Source organism: Methanobrevibacter sp., from assembly GCF_045646045.1.
Taxonomy (GTDB): Archaea; Methanobacteriota; Methanobacteria; order Methanobacteriales; family Methanobacteriaceae; genus Methanocatella.
Window position 1 is genome coordinate 1 of the sequence record NZ_JAZRJY010000001.1, and the last position, 19,931, is coordinate 19,931.

General features: G+C 30.6%; 14 protein-coding genes. 9 read left to right on the plus strand and 5 right to left on the minus strand.

Annotated features, from left to right (window positions below; all coding sequences use genetic code 11):
- Positions 1-232 precede the first annotated feature (232 nt).
- The 5 genes from tfrB to glyS are packed head-to-tail and all read left to right on the plus strand — an operon-like array spanning position 233 to position 5,753.
- The gene (tfrB, locus tag ACKI5C_RS00005; protein ID WP_407430762.1) at positions 233-1,705 is read left to right on the plus strand and encodes a fumarate reductase (CoM/CoB) subunit TfrB; all 1,473 of its coding nucleotides are present in this window, start codon (positions 233-235) and stop codon (positions 1,703-1,705) included.
- A 14-nt stretch (positions 1,706-1,719) separates the two neighbouring features.
- Positions 1,720-2,616, plus strand: a complete 897-nt coding sequence (locus ACKI5C_RS00010; RefSeq protein ID WP_407430788.1) for a TrmJ/YjtD family RNA methyltransferase — start codon at positions 1,720-1,722, stop codon at positions 2,614-2,616.
- A 3-nt stretch (positions 2,617-2,619) separates the two neighbouring features.
- On the plus strand, positions 2,620-3,441 hold the full coding sequence (locus ACKI5C_RS00015) for a DUF362 domain-containing protein (protein ID WP_407430764.1): 822 nt from the start codon (positions 2,620-2,622) through the stop codon (positions 3,439-3,441).
- A gap of 16 nt (positions 3,442-3,457) precedes the next feature.
- Positions 3,458-4,042: a dCTP deaminase gene (dcd, locus tag ACKI5C_RS00020; protein ID WP_407430766.1), complete on the plus strand. Its 585-nt coding sequence runs from the start codon at positions 3,458-3,460 to the stop codon at positions 4,040-4,042.
- A gap of 16 nt (positions 4,043-4,058) precedes the next feature.
- On the plus strand, positions 4,059-5,753 hold the full coding sequence (gene glyS / locus ACKI5C_RS00025) for a glycine--tRNA ligase (protein WP_407430768.1): 1,695 nt from the start codon (positions 4,059-4,061) through the stop codon (positions 5,751-5,753).
- A gap of 16 nt (positions 5,754-5,769) precedes the next feature.
- Here glyS and ACKI5C_RS00030 read toward each other — a convergent pair whose 3' ends face one another.
- Positions 5,770-6,555 carry a helix-turn-helix transcriptional regulator gene (locus ACKI5C_RS00030; RefSeq protein WP_407430770.1) on the minus strand — a complete coding sequence of 262 codons (786 nt, stop codon included), beginning with the start codon at positions 6,553-6,555 and terminating at the stop codon, positions 5,770-5,772.
- 189 nt (positions 6,556-6,744) lie between these two features.
- Between ACKI5C_RS00030 and ACKI5C_RS00035 the strand changes: the two genes are divergently transcribed.
- Positions 6,745-7,500 carry a TatD family hydrolase gene (locus ACKI5C_RS00035; RefSeq protein WP_407430772.1) on the plus strand — a complete coding sequence of 252 codons (756 nt, stop codon included), beginning with the start codon at positions 6,745-6,747 and terminating at the stop codon, positions 7,498-7,500.
- 304 nt (positions 7,501-7,804) lie between these two features.
- On the opposite strand, the gene ACKI5C_RS00040 is transcribed toward ACKI5C_RS00035, so the two are convergent.
- Together ACKI5C_RS00040 and ACKI5C_RS00045 are read right to left on the minus strand one after the other, a co-directional pair.
- Positions 7,805-8,260, minus strand: coding sequence for a cell division protein SepF (locus ACKI5C_RS00040; protein WP_407430774.1), 456 nt, complete (start codon positions 8,258-8,260; stop codon positions 7,805-7,807).
- A gap of 5 nt (positions 8,261-8,265) precedes the next feature.
- Positions 8,266-9,315 carry a DUF1611 domain-containing protein gene (locus ACKI5C_RS00045; protein ID WP_407430776.1) on the minus strand — a complete coding sequence of 350 codons (1,050 nt, stop codon included), beginning with the start codon at positions 9,313-9,315 and terminating at the stop codon, positions 8,266-8,268.
- A 175-nt stretch (positions 9,316-9,490) separates the two neighbouring features.
- Here ACKI5C_RS00045 and ACKI5C_RS00050 point away from each other — a divergent pair, with 175 nt between their 5' ends.
- On the plus strand, positions 9,491-10,435 hold the full coding sequence (locus ACKI5C_RS00050) for a 3H domain-containing protein (RefSeq protein ID WP_407430778.1): 945 nt from the start codon (positions 9,491-9,493) through the stop codon (positions 10,433-10,435).
- Positions 10,428-11,018 (plus strand): ZPR1 zinc finger domain-containing protein, encoded by a 591-nt coding sequence (locus tag ACKI5C_RS00055; RefSeq protein ID WP_407430780.1) that lies wholly within the window; start codon positions 10,428-10,430, stop codon positions 11,016-11,018. Before ACKI5C_RS00050 ends, ACKI5C_RS00055 begins: the two co-directional genes overlap by 8 nt.
- 27 nt (positions 11,019-11,045) lie before the next feature.
- Here the strand turns inward: ACKI5C_RS00055 and ACKI5C_RS00060 are convergent, their stop codons facing one another.
- Both ACKI5C_RS00060 and ACKI5C_RS00065 read right to left on the minus strand, forming a co-directional pair.
- Positions 11,046-11,483, minus strand: coding sequence for a hypothetical protein (locus tag ACKI5C_RS00060; protein ID WP_407430782.1), 438 nt, complete (start codon positions 11,481-11,483; stop codon positions 11,046-11,048).
- A 270-nt stretch (positions 11,484-11,753) separates the two neighbouring features.
- Positions 11,754-17,411, minus strand: a complete 5,658-nt coding sequence (locus ACKI5C_RS00065; RefSeq protein ID WP_407430784.1) for a hypothetical protein — start codon at positions 17,409-17,411, stop codon at positions 11,754-11,756.
- 479 nt (positions 17,412-17,890) lie between these two features.
- Here ACKI5C_RS00065 and purD point away from each other — a divergent pair, with 479 nt between their 5' ends.
- Positions 17,891-19,201 carry a phosphoribosylamine--glycine ligase gene (gene purD, locus ACKI5C_RS00070; protein ID WP_407430786.1) on the plus strand — a complete coding sequence of 437 codons (1,311 nt, stop codon included), beginning with the start codon at positions 17,891-17,893 and terminating at the stop codon, positions 19,199-19,201.
- Positions 19,202-19,931: the final 730 nt, after the last annotated feature.

Genomic DNA, 19,931 nt, shown 5'->3' on the forward strand with positions numbered 1-19,931 from the left:
GAAAATAAAATGGAGAAAATGAAAAATGTTCAAAATTAAATAATTTCCGCCAACACTCAGAAGAAGAAAAAAAAAGAAAATAACTTCTTTTTAAAAAGATTCACATTAATTAAAAAATTTATTTTTTTAGCAATATTTCATATTCTTAATAAGTAAAAGCCTATATAATAATAAAGATAAATATATTATAAATTTATAAATATTTGACTATCTTTATAAAGAGGGAGAAATGATGATTAAGGTTTATGTTTCCAGGTTCAATAAAGAAGTAGATGATGAACCACACATGGAGTGTTATGAAATTGAAAAAAAGCCGCAAATGATGGTTTTAGATGCTCTTCAAGCCATTAACCAAAAATATGATGAAGATATTAGCTTCAGAAGATCATGTAGAGCCGGTCAATGCGGATCTTGTGGAGTTTTATATAATGGAAATGGTGCACTTGCATGTCAAAAAGAGATTGAAGATAATGCAAGAATTGAACCTCTGAAGTTTCCGGTTATTAAAGATTTAATAGTTGATAAAAGTGCAATTGAAAATAAAGTCAAAGACCTGCAACTAAATTTACATTCACAAAAATGCGACAAATTAAATACAAGCATGACAAAAGAAGATACTATTAAAACTAAAAAAGTTAGAAGTTGTATTGAATGTTATTCCTGTCTTTCAAGTTGTCCTGTTGTTAATGTTGCAACTGCCGAATTTGGCGGACCATATATAATGAGATACATATCCAAATTTGAATCCGACCCTCGTGAAGACTTTAATCGTTTAAAAGAAAGTTTGGATGAAGGATTATATAATTGTACCAGCTGTGGAAAATGTTTAGCAGTATGTCCTAAGAATATTAATACATTTGGTGATGCAATTGAAAAAATGAGAGCCATTGCATGTTCTGAAAACCTGGGACCGCTACCTGAACATGTTGCCTTTAATGACAATATTAAAAAAACCGGCAGATCAGTCAGCGTAGATGGTGAAAGCTTTATCAGCCAAGTAGAGAATTACAATGGTTCTAAAGTAGCCTTATTTACCGGTTGTATGTTAGACAATAAACTACAAAAAATAGGACATAGCTTACTTAAAGTTCTTGAAGCAAATGATATTAAAATTGATATACCTGAAGGACAGGTATGCTGTGGTTCTCCACTTTTAAGAACTGGTCAGACAGAGCTTGTACAAAGTTTAGTTGACAAAAACAAAGAAGTTTTCAAAGATTATGATACTGTTATCACATTATGTTCAGGCTGTGGTGCTACACTTAAAAATGATCATCCAAAATTTGGTTCAAAGCTAAATGTAATGGACATTAGTGAATTTCTAGTTGATAAAATTGATACTATTAAAATGAAAGAAGTGAACATAAAAGTTACTTACCACGATCCATGTCATTTAGCCAGAGGCCAAGGCATTAAAGACCAACCTCGCGAAATAATCGAAAAAGTTCCTGGTGTTGAATTTGAAGAAATGCTTTATCCTTGCCAATGCTGTGGTGCAGGGGGAGGAATAAAATCTGGAAGACCTGAAATTGCAATGGAACTTTCAAAATCCAAAGCATCCATGATAAAAGACACTAATGCTGATGCAGTAATTACAATATGTCCATTCTGTCAAAGAAACCTTCAAGACGGATTGGATGATATTAATGAAGAAAATGTTAAAGTAATGCATATTCTAGAGCTATTAGAAAAGGCATATGAATAATAAAAATAATGGAGTTGATTAAAATAGGAGACGCTGCTGTAAGTGAACAAAAAGTAGTTGAAACTACACCAGTCACTTCACCTGAAGAAGAAAAAAAAGCTGAAAAAAAATCAACTTCTACAAAAAAAGCAAAATCTAGAGGACAGTCATTAGCTATTAAAGATTTGCAACAAACAAAAAAAGAAGAAGATGACGAACTAGATTCATTTAAAAATAATATATATGTTGTTTTTGTTGAATGTGAGACTCCAGGAAATATAGGATTTCTTGCAAGAACAATGGCAAATTTCGGATTAAAAAATTTAATCTTAATAAATCCCCCAAAATTAACTCCTGAAGCATATTATCAGGCAACACATGGCAAATATATTGTTGAAAATGCTTTAACCTACCAGAATCTTGATGAATTTTATCAGTCAAAAAGAATTGATTTTAAGATTGCATCAACAGGAGTTGCTGGAGGAAGCTATAATTTATCCAGAATTCCATTAAAACCGGAACAATTATCTGAAAGTATCAACATCAACAACAAAATTGCATTATTATTTGGAAGAGAGGGTGATGGACTTTCAAACAAAGAAATAGAGGATTGTGACATTTGTGTTTCTATTCCAACAGATCCTACCTACCCTATTTTAAATATTTCACATGCTGCGGCAATAATATTTTATGAATTATTTAAAAACAAACATGAATTTGCTGTAGAGGGACTTGAAGAAAGTTCTTCACTTGAAAAAGAATATTTAATAAAAGATATGACAGATTTAATAAACACCCTTGATATTCCAGAACATAAAAAGAAAAATGGTTTAAAAACCTTTAAAAACATTATTAATAGAGCGTTTATTACAGGTCGAGAAGCCCATACATTTAAAGGTATCCTTAGAAGATTAAAAAACAAGATGGAGTAAATCATGAAAAGAAAAAGTTTTGCAGAAATCAGCATCTTTGTCGTTAACAGAATATTTAACTGGAGATTTCGGATTGCTGGACTAACAAAAAAATCTAAAGTAGCTAAAAAAATAATAAATAAAATGTTATTTGAAAAAGATGATGTTGTTATTATTCCAAATACCATAAAAGTAAATAAAACAATAGAAAGTGAAGGAACGGAATTTTTACCTACTCAGGTAATTAAGGACGTTATTAAAAGATGTGATGATATTGTTATAATGAACACATGCCTTTGTAGAACTTCAAGTAAATGTAAAGATTACCCTCATGATATCGGATGTATATTTCTCGGTCCGACAAGTAGAAAAATTCCAAGAACAATCGGTAGTGATGCGACAGTTGAAGAAGCATTAGCCCAAGTTGATAAAGCAGATGCAGCCGGATTAAGCCATATTATTGGAAGAAATAAAATAGATTCAGTATGGATGAATGTAAGACCTGATGAAGGATTGTTAACAATCTGCCACTGCTGCCCATGTTGCTGTCTTTGGAATGTTGTTCCTAATTTACACGATGACATATCTAAAAAAATATACCGGTTAGATGGTCTTAAAGTAACATGGAATGAAGATAAATGTAAAAACTGTTTAAAATGCTTAAAAGACATTTGCATGTTTGGTGCAATCAGTTTAGAAAATAACAAAATAAATATAAATCAAGATACATGCAGAGGATGTGGACTTTGTGCCAATACCTGCAAATTTGACGCTATTGATATAAATTATAATGATGAAACTATTGGCAATGTTGTTAATAGAATGTATAACTTAATTGAAGAATAAATGATTATGTGATAAAATGGCAATTTTAAGTGATAAAACTATAAAAGAATACATAAAAGAGGGAAAAATTGTTATTGATCCTCTTTTAGATGAAAAGCAAATACAACCTTCTTCTGTTGATATGAGACTAGGAGATGAATTTAAAGTATTTAAAGTAATTAGAAAAGCATATATTGATCCAAAAGATGAAGAAGATATTGCATCTTACATGGAATCAACTACCGTTCCAGAAGGAGAAGCTTTCATAATTCATCCTAACGAATTTGCATTAGCTACAACTGCAGAATATGTCAAAGTTCCCGATGACCTTGTAGCTCGTGTGGAAGGACGTTCAAGCATAGGAAGACTTGGTGTTACAATGCACGTAACAGCAGGTTTTATTGATCCTGGATTTGAAGGTAATATTACCCTTGAAATCTCAAATATCGGAGCAATGCCTGTTGCTCTCTATCCTGGCCAAAGAGTATGTCAAATTGTTTTTGAAACAATGACAACACCTGCAGAATTACCTTACGGACATCCTGACAGAGGCAGCAAATATATGGGACAGACCAAACCTGAAAGCAGTAGGGTTAAATTAGATTATGACTTAAAAAAATAAATGGAAGTTAATATTTATGAATCATGACAAAATGACAAATATAAGTGCGAAAAGAGGATTTTTATGGCCATCATTTGAAATATATTCCGGAGTATCCGGATTTACTGATTATGGTCCGCTAGGAGCAAGTTTAAAAAACAACATTATGCAAAAATGGAGAAAACAATATGTTTCTGGTGAAGGATTTTATGAAATAGAAGGACCAACAGTAATGCCTAAAGAAGTCCTTAAAGCATCAGGCCACGTTGACAATTTTACAGACCCAATGACAAAATGTGAAAGCTGTGGAGAAGTTTACAGAGCAGACCACATTATTGAAGAAGCAATCGGACAAGATGTGGAAAGCCTTGAAAACAGCGAAATGGACAAAATCGTAGTTGAAAATAATATTAAATGTCCCGAATGTGGAGGAGATTTGGCTAAGATTTGGGATTACAATTTAATGTTTAAAACAGAAATTGGTGCAAAAGGAAATAAAGTAGGTTATATGAGACCTGAAACAGCACAGGGAATATTCATTTTATTCAAACGTCTTGAAAGATTCTTCAGAGGAAAACTTCCATTTGGTGCAGTTCAATTAGGAAAAGCATACAGAAATGAAATTTCCCCAAGACAAGGTGTTATAAGACTTAGAGAATTTACACAGGCTGAAGCTGAAATCTTTTTAGATCCTGAAAATAAAACAACTCCTAAATTTTCCCAGATTGAAAATGAAATTTTAAGATTAAATTCACAAGAAGTTCAGGAAAAAGATTTGGAACCTTTAGAAATTACTGCCCGTGAAGCTCTTGACAAAGGTATTGTTGCTAATGAAATGTTAATTTACCAATTATATCTGGCACGTAAATTTTTAAATGAAATTGGAATACCTAATGAAGCATTAAGGTTCCGCCAACATTTAGCTGGAGAAATGGCCCACTATGCTCTTGACTGTTGGGATGTTGAAGTTAATACCGACAAATATGGCTGGGTTGAAATCATAGGTATTGCTGATAGAGGAGACTATGACTTATCTTCCCATTCCAAATTCAGTAATGAGGAATTATATGTCTTTAAAGAGTATGATGAACCTAAAAAAGTTAAAAAAACTATTGTTAAACCTAATTTATCCAAATTTGGACCTGTATTTAAGGGAGATTCACCAAAAGTGAAACAGGCCATTGAAGAGGCTGACCCTGAAGAAATCATTTCCGCTTTAGAAAATGACGGCAAATACGTTATTGAATTGGATAACACCTACGAAGTAGAAGAAGAATTACTGCTCATTGAAGAAGTGGAAGAGGATGTTACAGGTGAAAAAATAATCCCACATGTGATAGAACCTTCATTCGGTATTGACCGTATTGTTTATTCAGTATTATTACATTCATTTACAGAAACTGAAGGAAAAGACTACTTCAAATTCGCAAAATCAGTAGCTCCAGTACAAGTTGGAGTATATCCTCTTGTTAAAAAAGATGGACTTCCTGAAATTGCTACCGAATTAAAAGATACATTAAGGGAAGCCGGATTTAAAGTTGAATATGATGAAGGTAACACCATTGGTAAAAGATATGCAAGAGCTGATGAAATCGGTATTCCTATTGCCGTAACAGTAGATTATGAAACAAAAGATGACAATATGGTTACTGTAAGGGATAGAGACACAGAAGCTCAAGAAAGAATAGCTATTAGTGATTTAAAAGAATATTTAGAAAATTATTATAAATGAGTAAAAAAATACTCATTTACACATTCTCTTTTTTAAAATTTTCAAACAAGTCATTCGCCCATTTAATACACTCATCATTTGCTGAAGTCAATAATCTGTTCTGATCATAAGTTCCATCATCCTTAAAAAATCCCAAAATCATATTCTTATCTGTGCACAACAACAAAAACTCAGTAAAATCAAAAAAATCTATTTTAAAATTGGCATTTGATACATCCAGATTTTTAATTAGAATTTCTTTTATATCTAATGGAGATATTAAATGAATTTTTTTATTTTTTAACAATAATCTGTTTATACCATCATTAAAATTATTTGATGAAAATGGAAGTATTGCATTTACATAATCTGACTTGTCAATTGCTTTTTCAATTACATCATAAGTTTTATAGATATTCAATCCATCGGCTTCAATTAAATCTATATCCTGCAGAAGATGGAAATTATCTATTGAATCTCTAGGCAATGATTTGACAATATGATCATGTAAGATTGGAGATAATCTTTCAATCAAAACCATTAATGAAGCTAACTTTAAAATATCCCCCATATAAACCCTCATTGCATTAGACAAGTAATAACGATTATTTTCTCTATAAATCAATCCATTTATCTCCAGCGCATGAATATTATTTGATATTGCGCTATAATTTATCTTTGTCTTTTGATTAATGTCCTTCATATTCATGGCAGATTCATATAAATTTTTCAGTATATTTAACCTGACCATGGAATTAGACAGAAATTTTATATCCTTTGAAATATCATTGTAGTTATTGACAGTTTTTGAAATCTTTTTCATTAATTCACCACCAGTAATACTTATTTTATGATTTATAATAATTTAGATATAAAATCTTATGAAGTGCGATTAGACACATAATCACACTTGCAAAAACTATATAAAATATTTGTAAAGTCAGGGCAATTTTTTTAATAAAGAACAACATAGAAATTAACAAAGAATAATATTTATTTAAAAGTGATTGAAATGATAGATACACATATACATGGGGATGCAAGAACTTGTGAAGATTTTAATGCAATGTATTTATCTGGAATTGACGTTGCAGTAACATGTGCATATTACCCCTACAAGATAGATAATGACACGATTCTTTTAAATCATTTGATGAGAATTTTGAACTATGATACAAAAAGAGCAGAAGAATATGGACTTGACCTGAAAGTTGCATTAGGAATCCATCCAACCAACACAAGCGTAGATGGAGATATAATTTATGAGAATCTATACAAATGGATTGAAAACAAGGACATCATAGCTATCGGGGAAATTGGCCTTGAAGATTTAACAGAAAAAGAATATGAAATATTTAAAAAACAATTGGATATTGGACAGGAGACAAAAACAAATGTTATAATTCATACACCACGTAAAAATAAAGAAAAAGTGCTGGATGAAATTTTAAACATACTCCCCCAACACATTTCACCGGAATATGTGGTGATAGATCACATTAATCAGAATGTTGTGGAAAAAGTAATTGATACAGATTATACATTAGGTCTCACGGTACAACCTCAAAAAATGGATAAATTCGAAGCAATTCGTATTTTAGACGAATATGGATTTGACAATTTTCTATTAAACAGTGATAGCAGTAACAAAGCATCTGATCCATTATCTGTTCCCAAAACTGTCCGAGAATTGACAAGAAAGGGATTTAATAAAAAAGATATTGATAAAGTTGCTTTTAAAAATGCCGAAAAATTCTTTAATTTATAAAAAGAGATAATAAAAGGTGTTTAATAACTTTTTAAACACCATATCTTTCGGAAAAAATTTTGGCAGATATTTTTCCTATATTTGAATTAGAAAATTGTGAGAAAACTAATTCAAACAAATTAATTTTGGAGATTGTTTTATTATCGACTGATAATGTTTAAGCAATGTGTTTTTTTAGGTTGACCTAAACTTTACATCACTAAATATAATGTAGTAAGAAGTAGTATTTAAATGTTTCTATTTTTTTAGGTATGCCTAAAACTAATGAAAATAAGATTAAGAATAATGCTCATGCATTATCCGATTAACTTTTTTTAACTAATTTAACTTTCTTAGGAGAAAGAATAATTAAATTTTTTTCGCTGTTGCGTGAAAGCAATAAAGCTTGAGCACCATAACGAGCTCTCATTTGCTTAATTTTATCTCCAGCCAATTTAAAATTAGCAGGACTTTCACTTTCAAGAAAAGACAAATCTAAAATAACAGGATTTTTCTCTTCAAGAATTTGATCAACAACATAATTTATATCATCAATAGTCTTTGGCCTAATTAAAACAATTTCATAAAAAGATGATTCTGGAATAATAGGTTCTATATCATCAAAATCTGGCCTAGATGATTGACTAGCACCATAATTAGGATTTTGTCTTGGACTCGGACGACTAGAGTAACTACGATTTGGACTTACATTCCTTTGGGGTCTAGAATCTTCATCTACTTCAAAGCCTAAACTTTTTTTAACAATATCTATATAATTCATATAAATTACTCCTCTAAATAATCAAAAATAGCATCCAATAGTTTTGAAGCACCGTTATTATAAACATCCTCAACAGGTAAATCAAATTGAGATTCGAAAAAGTCTATATCCATATCTAATGCAGCATTTTTTAAGTTAATAGATAAACCAACAACTTTAGTTGGTTCAAGAGATTCGATTGCTTTAATTTCTTCTTCAATTCCCCTAGGTTCCCTATATGGATGATTTGGCCTATGTCCAACAATTACTGCATCCGGAGCAGCACCAATTAAAATAGCTGCAGACAAACCTCTTGGATGAGGATTTCCTTTTTCAGTTAAGCTAGATTGACCTTCAATAAAAATAATATCTGGATTTTTTTCCTCTTCAACATATTTAATAGCAGCCAAAATAGCTGCAGGAACATCCATTGCGGATAAACTACCGGCTCTAAAATTAAAATCTGTTGGTTCTTCAAGTCCCATTTCATCAGTAGATATAATAGCTGGAGTTAAACCACGTTCCATAGCTGCAATACCTAAATTTTTAGTAGTTGTTCTTTTACCACACTCTTGAGAAGTTCCTCCAACAAAAATGACCGGAGCTTTAGGAGTGTATGAAATTTTTGGTAAAACTTCACAAGATTTTTCAGGTGCGATACCAGCAAATTTCTCAACAACATCTAATCTTGGACTAATTTCTTTAATTACAACATTTTTTGCTTCAGCAAATTTAATTAATGCAGGATTATCTTCAACAGATAATGATCTAAATGAAGTAATAACATTTAATCCAGCATCAATAGCTTGAACAGCATATTTGAGAGCAGTACCTTCAGCACCAATAGGCAACATTATAACAATGGACTTAGCATCGTTTTCCATCAGACATTTTTCCAAACTTTCTGAAACAATATGTCCACAATACTGTTTACCTTGTTTACGTTCATCATCATCTATGAATCCAACTGCTTCAACACCTTCAAGATTGGAGAATTTTTCTCCTCCTCCCCCACAACCAACAACTATGAAAGGATTTAAATCTTGAATTTCTTTAACTGAATTTACTGAATACAAAACTATCTCTCCTTAACTTATAATTATCTCATAATAATAAAAATTAATATTAAAATTATATATTATATATAACTATTATAGTTTCTAATATTAAAATATAATGTTATGAATTATAGAAAAATCTTTTTAATATAATAAATATACTATTAAAAAAGACAACATGGAGTACTAAAACATGCGAAAACCTTATGTTATATTAATTGGAAGTGCATCTGGGATTGGAAAATCAACAATCGCTTCACAACTAGCAAAACAATTAAATATCAAACATCTAATAGAAAGTGATTTTATTAGAGCAGTAGTTAGAGGTATTATTGGAAAAGAATATGCTCCTGCGTTACATAGTTCATCATATGATGCTTATAAAAATTTAAGGAATAAAGCCAATTACCAAAGCTATGAAGATTTGGTTTCTGCAGGTTTTGATGAACATGCTTCCTATGTTATTCCAGGCCTTGAAAAAATAATTCAAAGAGCAATAACAGATTATGATGATATAATCATAGAAGGAGTTCATTTGGTTCCGGGTTTAATTGATATTGAACAATTCAGAGATTATGCTGAAATTTACTTTTTTATTTTAAGTTCTGATGAAGAATCCCACAAAGAACGTTTTGTTAAACGTGCAATACAAATTCACAGAGGTGGAAAACAACTGGATTTCTTTACAGAGAATAGAATTATCCATAATCATTTACTGCATCAGGCTGAAAAACATAATGTTCCAATAATTAAAACAGTAAGCATTGACAAAACCATGGAACAAATATTAACAATCATCAACAGGTCATGCATCAATATTAAATTAACAAACAGTGTTGAGGAACTAAAAGATGTTGTTGACATCATTATAAATCAGAATAATGGAAGTATTGAAAAAATAATTTATAGCTTAAAAGGATTTAAAGACCCTCTTGTTAGAGATGTAAAAATTTCAAATTATGATTCTGCAAAAAGATTTATAGAGAGTATAGAAAAAAATCTTGAGGTTAAAAAAGATTTGGATAATTTATATAAACTTTCAAAATACAGAGAATTGACAATCTATGCAGCTAATAGTGAAAAAATTGAAAAAATTGAAAAAGAATTATCAGATAAAGGATATGTTTACAATGGGTGAAGAAGAAACAACCGAAATTAATGAAATGATTATCAAGTGTCCAGTATGTGGTGTTGAAGGTGTTGCTACATCAGTAATGAAAGAAATTGAAATTCCTCACTTTGGAAATGTTCTTGAAACAACAATCCAATGTTCCAAATGTGGTTTTAAACATAGCGATGTTATAGCACTTGAACATAACGATCCTGCAAAATACACTTTAAAAATATCTAAAGATACTTTATCAGTTAGAGTCGTACGTTCACAATCCGCAACAGTTACCATTCCAGAAATTGGAGTTAAAGTGGAACCGGGACCAAAATCAGAAGGATATGTGACAAATGTTGAAGGCATACTTACAAGATTTGAAAGTGCCGTGAAAAAAGCAATGCAGTTATTTGGAGATGAGGAATCACAAAATAATGCTAAAAATACATTAGCAGCAATTCAAGAATTGATTAATGGTAATGAAACCGCAACATTAATAATTGATGATCCTTTTGGTCAAAGTAATATCGTTAGTGATGATGTGGAAATAACTGAAATTCCTGAAGAGGAATTACAACATTTAAAAACAGGTTTTTCACATATCGAAGATAAATAATTAAAAAAAATAAGTGATAGAAGAGAATTATTCTTCTTCCTCTTCTTCTTCAGAAGCTACTGAAAAATCAACAAATGAGTCTTCTTCAATAACGTCTTTTAATTTTAATGTTTTTTGAACATCCATTGCTAAAGCATTACAATCTGCTTTAATAGCTTCTAAGTGTAATAAAATTCTTTCTTTTTCTTGATTAATCCTTTCAATGTTTGTGTAAGGGTAAGTAGATTCTTTAAGCATTTCATACTCAATTGTAGTGTAAGGATAATCATTTAATTGTTTACATACATTTTTTAAAACTTCACCTAAGAATTTATTCATTTCAACTTTTACTCTTTCTCTAATCATTTTGTCGTCATCAAGATTTTCTTTCATTAAACGAACAACTTCTGCTTTAGCGAAAGGTAATTTTTCTTCATCTTCATCAACAAATTCATCAGTAGTTTCTATAATTTCTTCATCTGACATAATTAATCACTTCATTATTTTTTGAAAAATATTGGTGTAAAAATAAACAAGTTTATCGAAAACATCTTATTACATCAATATCAATTTTAATATTTATCCAAAGTCTTATTTAAAACTATTGATTATTTTACATATACGGCAAATAATTTTTATAGAAATAATATTAACTAGCAAAATAATTAAGTAAAAAATTAATAATTTTGACACTTGAAAAATATGAAAAAATCGAATAAAAAAAATAAAAAATAGTAGCATGAAAGCTACTTTAAATTATCTTTTCTTTGAAATATTTGAACCACAAAAAGCTAGTGAAATCAAAGCAATAACAAATAAAAGTCCAACAGGAAGACCAGTTTCTCTCATTTCAATATTGGCTTTTGCAATATTACCTAAATCACCTATTTCAAATTCATTAGCTCTAACTCTAGAATATGTTCCAGGATTAAAAGGATTATTCGGATCGATAATTTTTTTAATGATTTCAACAATTGATTCGGCATAATTATTTAGCATATTATAATCAAAAGTTTTAGAAATAACTGAAACCTTGTTGCTAATTAAACCTTCTTTTGTAGAAATGGCATCAATATACAAAGATGCTTTTTCACCATTAGACAATGATTCGATATGCCATATATCATTAACATTATCATAGACACCTGAGGCAGCAAAAACTGATTTAAACTCAAGAGCATCATCTTTAATTTCGCTAACATTAATATCTTTAGCCATATCAGGACCATTATTTGTAATTTCAATTGCATAGGAAATTAAATCACCAACGGCATACTGTAATTTTGAAACTGTTTTTGTAATGGCCAAATCAGCAGCAGGAGGTACAATAACAGTTTTTTCTGCCCTATCATTAGAAGGATTATAATCATACTGATCACTTCTTACGACAGCAACATTATTGAATTCACCAGTTTTATCCGCCCGAGATACGATAGTTAATTCCCTTGTTTGACCAGAAGCAATATTTCCTACATACCATGTTCCAACTGTAGAATAGCTGCCATCACCTTGTGCACTAATGAAGGTTAGACCTTCAGGTAATGAATCTAAGACAAAAACACGGGTAGCATCACTTGGACCATTATTTTTAACAACCAGCGTCCATTTTACCAAATCTTTGTAATTAACTACACTTTGATTAGCATATTTGGTTACTTCCAAATCAGATGAAGGAGCAACAATTATTACTGATTCATCCCTGTTATTATGTGAATCATAATCATATTCATTTGCATTTGCCGTAACAACATTTTTTATTTCACCAATAGCTTTAATTCTGGTAATAATATCTAAAGTTTGAGTTTCACCTACATTAAGACAACAGAATTTCCAAAATCCATCAGAGTAAAATCCTTTTGATGAATTATAACTAACAAGTTCAAGGCCTTTAGGCAAAATATCAATAATTTCTATTTGTGTTGCATTATCCGGACCATTATTTCTAACAGTGATTGACCATTTAACCAAATCATAGTAATTTGGAGAAGTATTATTCACTTTTTTTGTAATTTCCAAGTCAATAGCAGGATAAACTTTAATTGATTTGTTAGCTTCATTATTTGACTTATTATAATCATATTCGTTGCTTGTAACATTGACCTTATTTGTAAAATTACCTGTTTTAACAACTTTAGTGATTATTTCTAAATTAACTATTTCACCAATATTTAAATCACCAATAGACCAGATTCCATTTATGTAATATCCTTTACTTGCAGTTGATCTGACTAGTTCAAATGCATCAGGCAATAACTCTTCTACCCTAACATCAGTGGCTTTATCCGGACCATTATTTTTAACGATGATAATCCATTTAATGTTTTCATTATACAATGGAGTTGGAGTGTTTACGATTTTAGAAATCTCCAAATCGCTTGAAGGGGGAACATTTATTGATGCATTATCATTATTGTTAGATTCATTATAATCATATTCGTCAGCGAAAACATTTGCATTATTAATCAACAATCCTGTTTTATTGACTAATGTTGTGATTTCCAAGGTCTTTGATGAAAATGCATTTAAAGTACCAATATTCCATTTTTTACCATCATAATTGCCATTAGCAGCCATTGCTATCAAACCATCAGGCAATATATCTTCAACGAAAACACCATGTGCATCATCAGGACCATTGTTTTTAACAATAAGAGACCATTTTACATATTGATGATAATTTGGAGATGAATTATTTACCAATTTTTTTATTTCCAAATCTGCAGCCTTAGGAACATCAATTGATTCCTCATCCTTATTATTTGTTTTATTAATATCATATTCCGTGGCGGTAACTGATGCAACATTCATGATTGAACCAGTTTTATTAACTCTACAAACAATATTCAAAGTTTCAGAACCACCTTTAGCTAAATTACCAATATACCATCTTCCATCAATATAACTGCCAACAGAAGCAGAGTATGACTGATAAATTAAGCCAACAGGCAAAATATCGCTAACAGTAACATTTGTTGCGCTATCCGGACCAATGTTTCTTACTGTCAATGTCCATTTAACCAAATTCAAATAGTTAGGATTGCTTACATTAACAACCTTATTAATAGACAAATCAGCAGCCTTAGGAACATATATGGATTTAGATGCATTATTATTTGAAGGATTAGGGTCATATTCCTTTCCTGTAACATTAGCCTTATTAATAATATTTCCAGTAATGTTCACTAAAGTAATGATTTCCAAACTCCTGGATTGACCAACGTTTAAAGTACCAACAGACCATACACCATTAACATAACTACCATTGGAACTTACAAACACCAATCCTTGAGGAATAACATCACCAACTGTGACTTCAGTTGCATTGTCTGGACCATTATTCCTAACAGTCAAAGTCCACTTAACCAAATCACCATAATTAGGATTGGAAACATTTGATTGCTTAACAATAGCCAAATCTGATGCTTTAGGAACATTAATTAATGATTCAGCACGATTATTATTTTTATTAATATCAAACTCATTTCCAGTAACTGAAGCAATGTTCTTAATTGAACCAGTTCTATTAACCATACAAACAATATTCAAAGTAGCAAAAGCACCCTTAGCCAAATTACCAACAGACCAAATACCACCAGCATAACTACCAACAGAAGCAGAATATGACTGATAAACTAAACCAACAGGCAAAACATCACTAACCTTAACACCACTAGCAGCATCAGGGCCTAAATTAGTAACCGTTAAAGTCCACTTAACCAAACTTCCAAAAGCAGGTGAGGTATTATTTACGCTTTTGGATATTTTTAAATCAGCTGCTTTAGCAACATTAATACTTTTTGAGGCTTTATTATTAGCTAGATTATAGTCATGTTTTTCTCCAGTGACTGTAGCTGTATTAATAATAGATCCAGTAGTATTCACCAATGTAATAATTTCTAAGCTTTTAGATTGACCAACATTTAAAGTACCAACAGACCATTTACCATCAGCATAATTACCATTGGAATTTTTAAATATCAAACCAGCAGGCAAAATATCACTGACAACAACATTTGTATCAACATCAGGTCCGTTGTTTCTAACTGTCAGAGTCCATTTAACAAAATCTCCGAGATTTGCATTTGTAACATTACTTTGTTTAGTAATAGATAAATCAGCTGCTTTAGGAATTGTAACTTTTTGAGAGTCTTTATTATTAGTTGTATTCCAGTCAAATTCATTAGCAACAATATTTGCAGTATTAATGATATCACCAGTTTTATTTATTAAAGTAGTGATTTTAAGTGTTGCAGAAGCACCTTTAGCCAAATTACCAATATTCCAAACACCATTAGAATAAGTACCAACAGAAGCAGAATATGACTGATAAACCAAACCTGAAGGTAAAACATCATTAACTTTAACTCCTGTTGCATCATTTGGACCATTATTTACAACATTTATTGTCCATACAACCTGATCATGATAATTATATGTTTCATAATTAGTATCCTTACTAACAGCAACATCCACCTGAGATTTAACAACAAAAGTAGTTTGATTTGTAATTGCCTTGTAATAATTGTCTTCAAAATGCTTTGCAGTAACTGTATAAGTTCCCACTTTTAAATTTGACAATACATCACTAACTTCACCTAAATAACTAGATTTTAATGTTTTATTATAAACAACAGTACCATCAGAATGTTTTACTGTTAATAATACATCAATATTATATTCACGGGCATCCTGGTATAGTTGACCACTGTTTGTTGCTCCATAAACCGGTGTTTCACCATTAACTTTAATGTATCTGTTAGGAGCAGCATTATAAATTGCATTTGAAACAGCCAAATTATCATAATCCCCAATATTGTTACCACCATATATTATAGCACCAATTCTTTCAGTTTCACCATAATAAATATCTCTAGCATATATAGGGAGTGCATAAACCCAAGCCTGATTTTTTGACATGACATTATTGGTTATTTTTAAATCTTTACCAGATTTATCATAGTAAATGGCACTGCCGTTTCTAGCTACATTATACTCGAAAATGTTATTATTAATTGTATCCAAAGTCCCATTAATATAAATGGCACCACCTAATCCATCATTTTTAACATTAGGATTTGCAATAGCCGTATTATGTCTGAAATATGATTCTTTAATATTTGTGGATTTACCATTTACATATACTGCACCACCATTATGTTCAGCATCATTATAATTGAAATTTGAATTAGTAACATCAAGAGTATTCGTATCAATATATACTGCACCACCATCTATAGACGCATAATTATCATCAAAATTACAATCATCAATTGCAACACTGTATCCTGCTAATTTTACAGCACCACCATACGGAGCACTATTTGAACTAAAATCACAATCAATTATTCTAAGATTTTGGGAATTAATTTTATCCATATTAGAAATTGCACCACCATATTTATTAGCAGTATTTGATTTAAATGTACAATTTTTAATTGTTGCTGAACAATGAGTAGTTAAAGCTCCACCATGATCTGCAGAATTTTCTTCAAATAAACAGTTTTCAAATGTAACACCATCCCTAATACAACTTGCTCCACCGTGAGATAATTGAGATCCACTTCTAGAAATTGCTTTATTTCTAATGAACTTACAATTTTTAACTACAGAATTTACCACGTATTCCTCTCTTCCTATTTGTAAAGCACCTCCATATACTTCTCCACCGTCACTATCATAAACACTATTTGAGTCAAATAAACAATTCAATATTTTTACATTATACCCATATGCACCAACAGCACCGGCAGTTATTTTAGCACCATTATTCATAAATCCACAATCTTTAATCATTAAATTACGTCCATAGTCAGGATTTTGATCAATATAATAATTTGTATAAATTGCACCCCCTCCCATAGACGCATAATTATCCTGGAATAAACACCTTTCAATTACCACATCTTTTCCAAAAATATAAATTGCACTACCATATGAAGCATAAGCATTTTTAAAAATGAAATTTGAAAATGAAGAACCCGAACCCCCATTTTCAACGACAAATATACCTGTTAAATGCTTAGCATCAAAAGTAGCAGTTGACGTTGAAGTGAAAGTTATATTTTTATACACGAGAATATGGGATTCCGAAGTGTCTGTGGTAAATACACCATTTAAAACAAGCGTATCACCATCATTTAAATCATTATTAATTAAATTTTGAATATCTGAAAATTTTCCATTGTTTAATGTTACTGTATTAGATTGCGAAAGTACATCTTCTTGAGAATTTCCAAGTTTATCTAAATCAATTGCATTTATACCATCATTTACTTCACTTCCCACCATATTTATATTATTTGGGGTGTCATTTAACTCTATAGCATTAACAGTATTAACTGCAAATAGAACAAATGAAATGAAGCATATGGCAATTAAGAAATTTTTGCTAATAGCTATCTTATTTTCTAACATTTTATTTTCTCCTTCGAGGAAATTGATAACCACCATTAATTAACAAAAAGCTATTAATAAGCAATTAATCTTTTTATTTTAACTCATATTTTTAAAAATTAGATTCTAATCTAAAATTTATTCAAAATATGATGAATTAAAAGCTGACTATCAATGTAGCCAGCTTACACCTCATAATTTAGGACAAATATAAGATCATAATCCAACAATTTTGGACAATTTCACAACTTGAAAATAATTTTATCAAAAAATTATAATATTGCGCCAAAATAAAAGATAATCTATATAAATCCTCTAAAATCTAATTAATATGGAATAATATTTATATTTTTGCTTTAAACTGAATATAAATCTACTTTATTAAGAAATATTACATTAAAATTAGAATTTAATAAAACAATGTAAAAATTTTAAATAAAAGGTAAAAAAAATTATAAATATTTTTAAACAAATATTTTAAATTAATAGGAGACTATATTATGAAGGTTTTAGTTGTTGGAACTGGTGCTCGTGAACATGCTATCGCTGATGCCTTGAAGGATGATGTGGAATTATATTGTTACATGAGTAAAATTAACCCTGGTATGTCCAAAATCGCTGAGTTTAAACAAGGCGATGAAGGAGAAGTTGAAAAAGTAGCTGAATATGCAGTTGAAAATGACATTGACATTGCATTCATTGGTCCTGAAGCTCCCCTCGGAAAAGGAATAGTTGATGAGCTTCAAAAAAATGGAATTGATTGTGTTGGACCTACCCAAAGTGCAGCTAGAATTGAAACTGATAAGTCATTCATGAGAAAACTCTTTGAAGACTATAAAATTAAAGGATCTTTAATTTACAAAGTATTTGATAATTCTGATGATGTTTCCAAATTTTTAGATGAATTCGACCGTGATGTTGTAGTAAAACCGGTTGGATTGACTGGCGGTAAAGGAGTTAAAATTGTAGGTGACCATCTCAAAGACAATGAGGAAGCAAAAGAATATTCTTGCGAAGTCATTGATAATGCAATGGGTGGATTTGCTCAAGTAATCATTGAAGAAAGATTGATTGGTGAAGAATTTACTATCCAGGCATTTTGTGATGGAGAACACTTAGCCCCAATGCCTGCAGCACAAGACCATCCTCATGCATTCGAAGGAGATGTCGGTGCAATCACAGGAGGAATGGGATCTTATTCTGACGTTGGAGGATTATTACCATTTTTAAGCCAGGAAAACTATGATGCTGCTGTTGAAATTATGCAAGCTACCTTAAAAGCTATTGCTGAGGAAGCAGAACCATACAAAGGAATATTATATGGTCAATTCATGTTAACCGCTGACGGACCAAAACTCATTGAGTACAATGCTCGATTTGGAGACCCTGAAGCGATGAATGTATTACCACTATTAAAAACCCCATTGGCTGATGTTTGTCAAGCTATCGTTGACGGTAATTTAGATAAAGTAGAATTTGAAGACAAAGCCAGTGTTTGCAAATACATTGTGCCTGACGGATATCCTGAAACTGAATATGCTGGAGAATTAATAGAAGTGGATGAGAAAGCTATTGAAGAAATTGGTGCTAAAGTATTCTATGCTGCAGTTTCCCAGGAAAATGATGGAATTCACATGTCCGGTTCAAGGGCATTAGGTATTGTAGCTAGTGGTGAATCAATTGAAGAAGCTGAAAAAGTAGCTGAAAATGCCTGTGAATTTGTTAAAGGTAATGTTTACCACAGAAGAGATGTAGGCACTCAAAAACTTGTAAACAAACGTGTTGAACATATGAAAGAAATTTTAAACTAAATTTCTTTTTACTCTTCTTTTTAGTTAGTGATTAATATCAAAGATGATAACTTTGAAGAAATTCATGATTATAAAAATTTAAGAAATTATTTCAATGCTGAGCTTCTTGAAATAGCATAAGAGTTAGATGAAGAAGATGCTGGGAAAATCAGAAAGTTTAGAGAAAAATACTTAACAAAACATGATGCTGAAAAAAATTAAATGATAAAAAAGATAACTTTTTTCTAAAATTCATATAGTCATTTGAAAGTGATATTGATATCGGCCCTGAAAGACTATTAGGTTTGACTGATGGTATTTTTGGTATGATAATGACTCTTTTTGTCTTTTGATGGTTTTATCTGGAACTCAATTGTTAACAGAAGGAGAATTCATAGCTTTTTTACATTCAATTTCTCATTCTTTTGGTTTAACTATCCTTATAGGTATTACTATTGCTACAAATCTTTTGAATTATTTTTTTACAGAGGATTTAATGTATTTGTTCCTCTTGATTCCAGTAATTTCTACAATTCGTGATACCCGATTTAAAATGAAATCATAACTCTTTCAAAAATTTAAATAATATGAAAAACTATAATTAAAAATTAAAGGTGGAGAGTATGAAAAAACAAATCATAATTATACTGCTAATATTTTTATTATTCGCATCATTTATTGGTCAGGTATCTGCAACAACCACCATATTTTTAACTTCAGATAATGTTATGGGCAATGATGATGAAGTTAC

Coding starts and splice junctions, on each gene's coding strand:
- ACKI5C_RS00060 (WP_407430782.1), bottom strand. CDS start 11,483: ATGTCAGATGAAGAAATTATAGAAACTACTGATGAATTTGTTGATGAA.
- ACKI5C_RS00050 (WP_407430778.1), top strand. CDS start 9,491: ATGCGAAAACCTTATGTTATATTAATTGGAAGTGCATCTGGGATTGGA.
- ACKI5C_RS00015 (WP_407430764.1), top strand. CDS start 2,620: ATGAAAAGAAAAAGTTTTGCAGAAATCAGCATCTTTGTCGTTAACAGA.
- ACKI5C_RS00030 (WP_407430770.1), bottom strand. CDS start 6,555: ATGAAAAAGATTTCAAAAACTGTCAATAACTACAATGATATTTCAAAG.
- ACKI5C_RS00065 (WP_407430784.1), bottom strand. CDS start 17,411: ATGTTAGAAAATAAGATAGCTATTAGCAAAAATTTCTTAATTGCCATA.
- ACKI5C_RS00035 (WP_407430772.1), top strand. CDS start 6,745: ATGATAGATACACATATACATGGGGATGCAAGAACTTGTGAAGATTTT.
- purD (WP_407430786.1), top strand. CDS start 17,891: ATGAAGGTTTTAGTTGTTGGAACTGGTGCTCGTGAACATGCTATCGCT.
- glyS (WP_407430768.1), top strand. CDS start 4,059: ATGAATCATGACAAAATGACAAATATAAGTGCGAAAAGAGGATTTTTA.
- dcd (WP_407430766.1), top strand. CDS start 3,458: ATGGCAATTTTAAGTGATAAAACTATAAAAGAATACATAAAAGAGGGA.
- tfrB (WP_407430762.1), top strand. CDS start 233: ATGATTAAGGTTTATGTTTCCAGGTTCAATAAAGAAGTAGATGATGAA.
- ACKI5C_RS00055 (WP_407430780.1), top strand. CDS start 10,428: ATGGGTGAAGAAGAAACAACCGAAATTAATGAAATGATTATCAAGTGT.
- ACKI5C_RS00040 (WP_407430774.1), bottom strand. CDS start 8,260: ATGAATTATATAGATATTGTTAAAAAAAGTTTAGGCTTTGAAGTAGAT.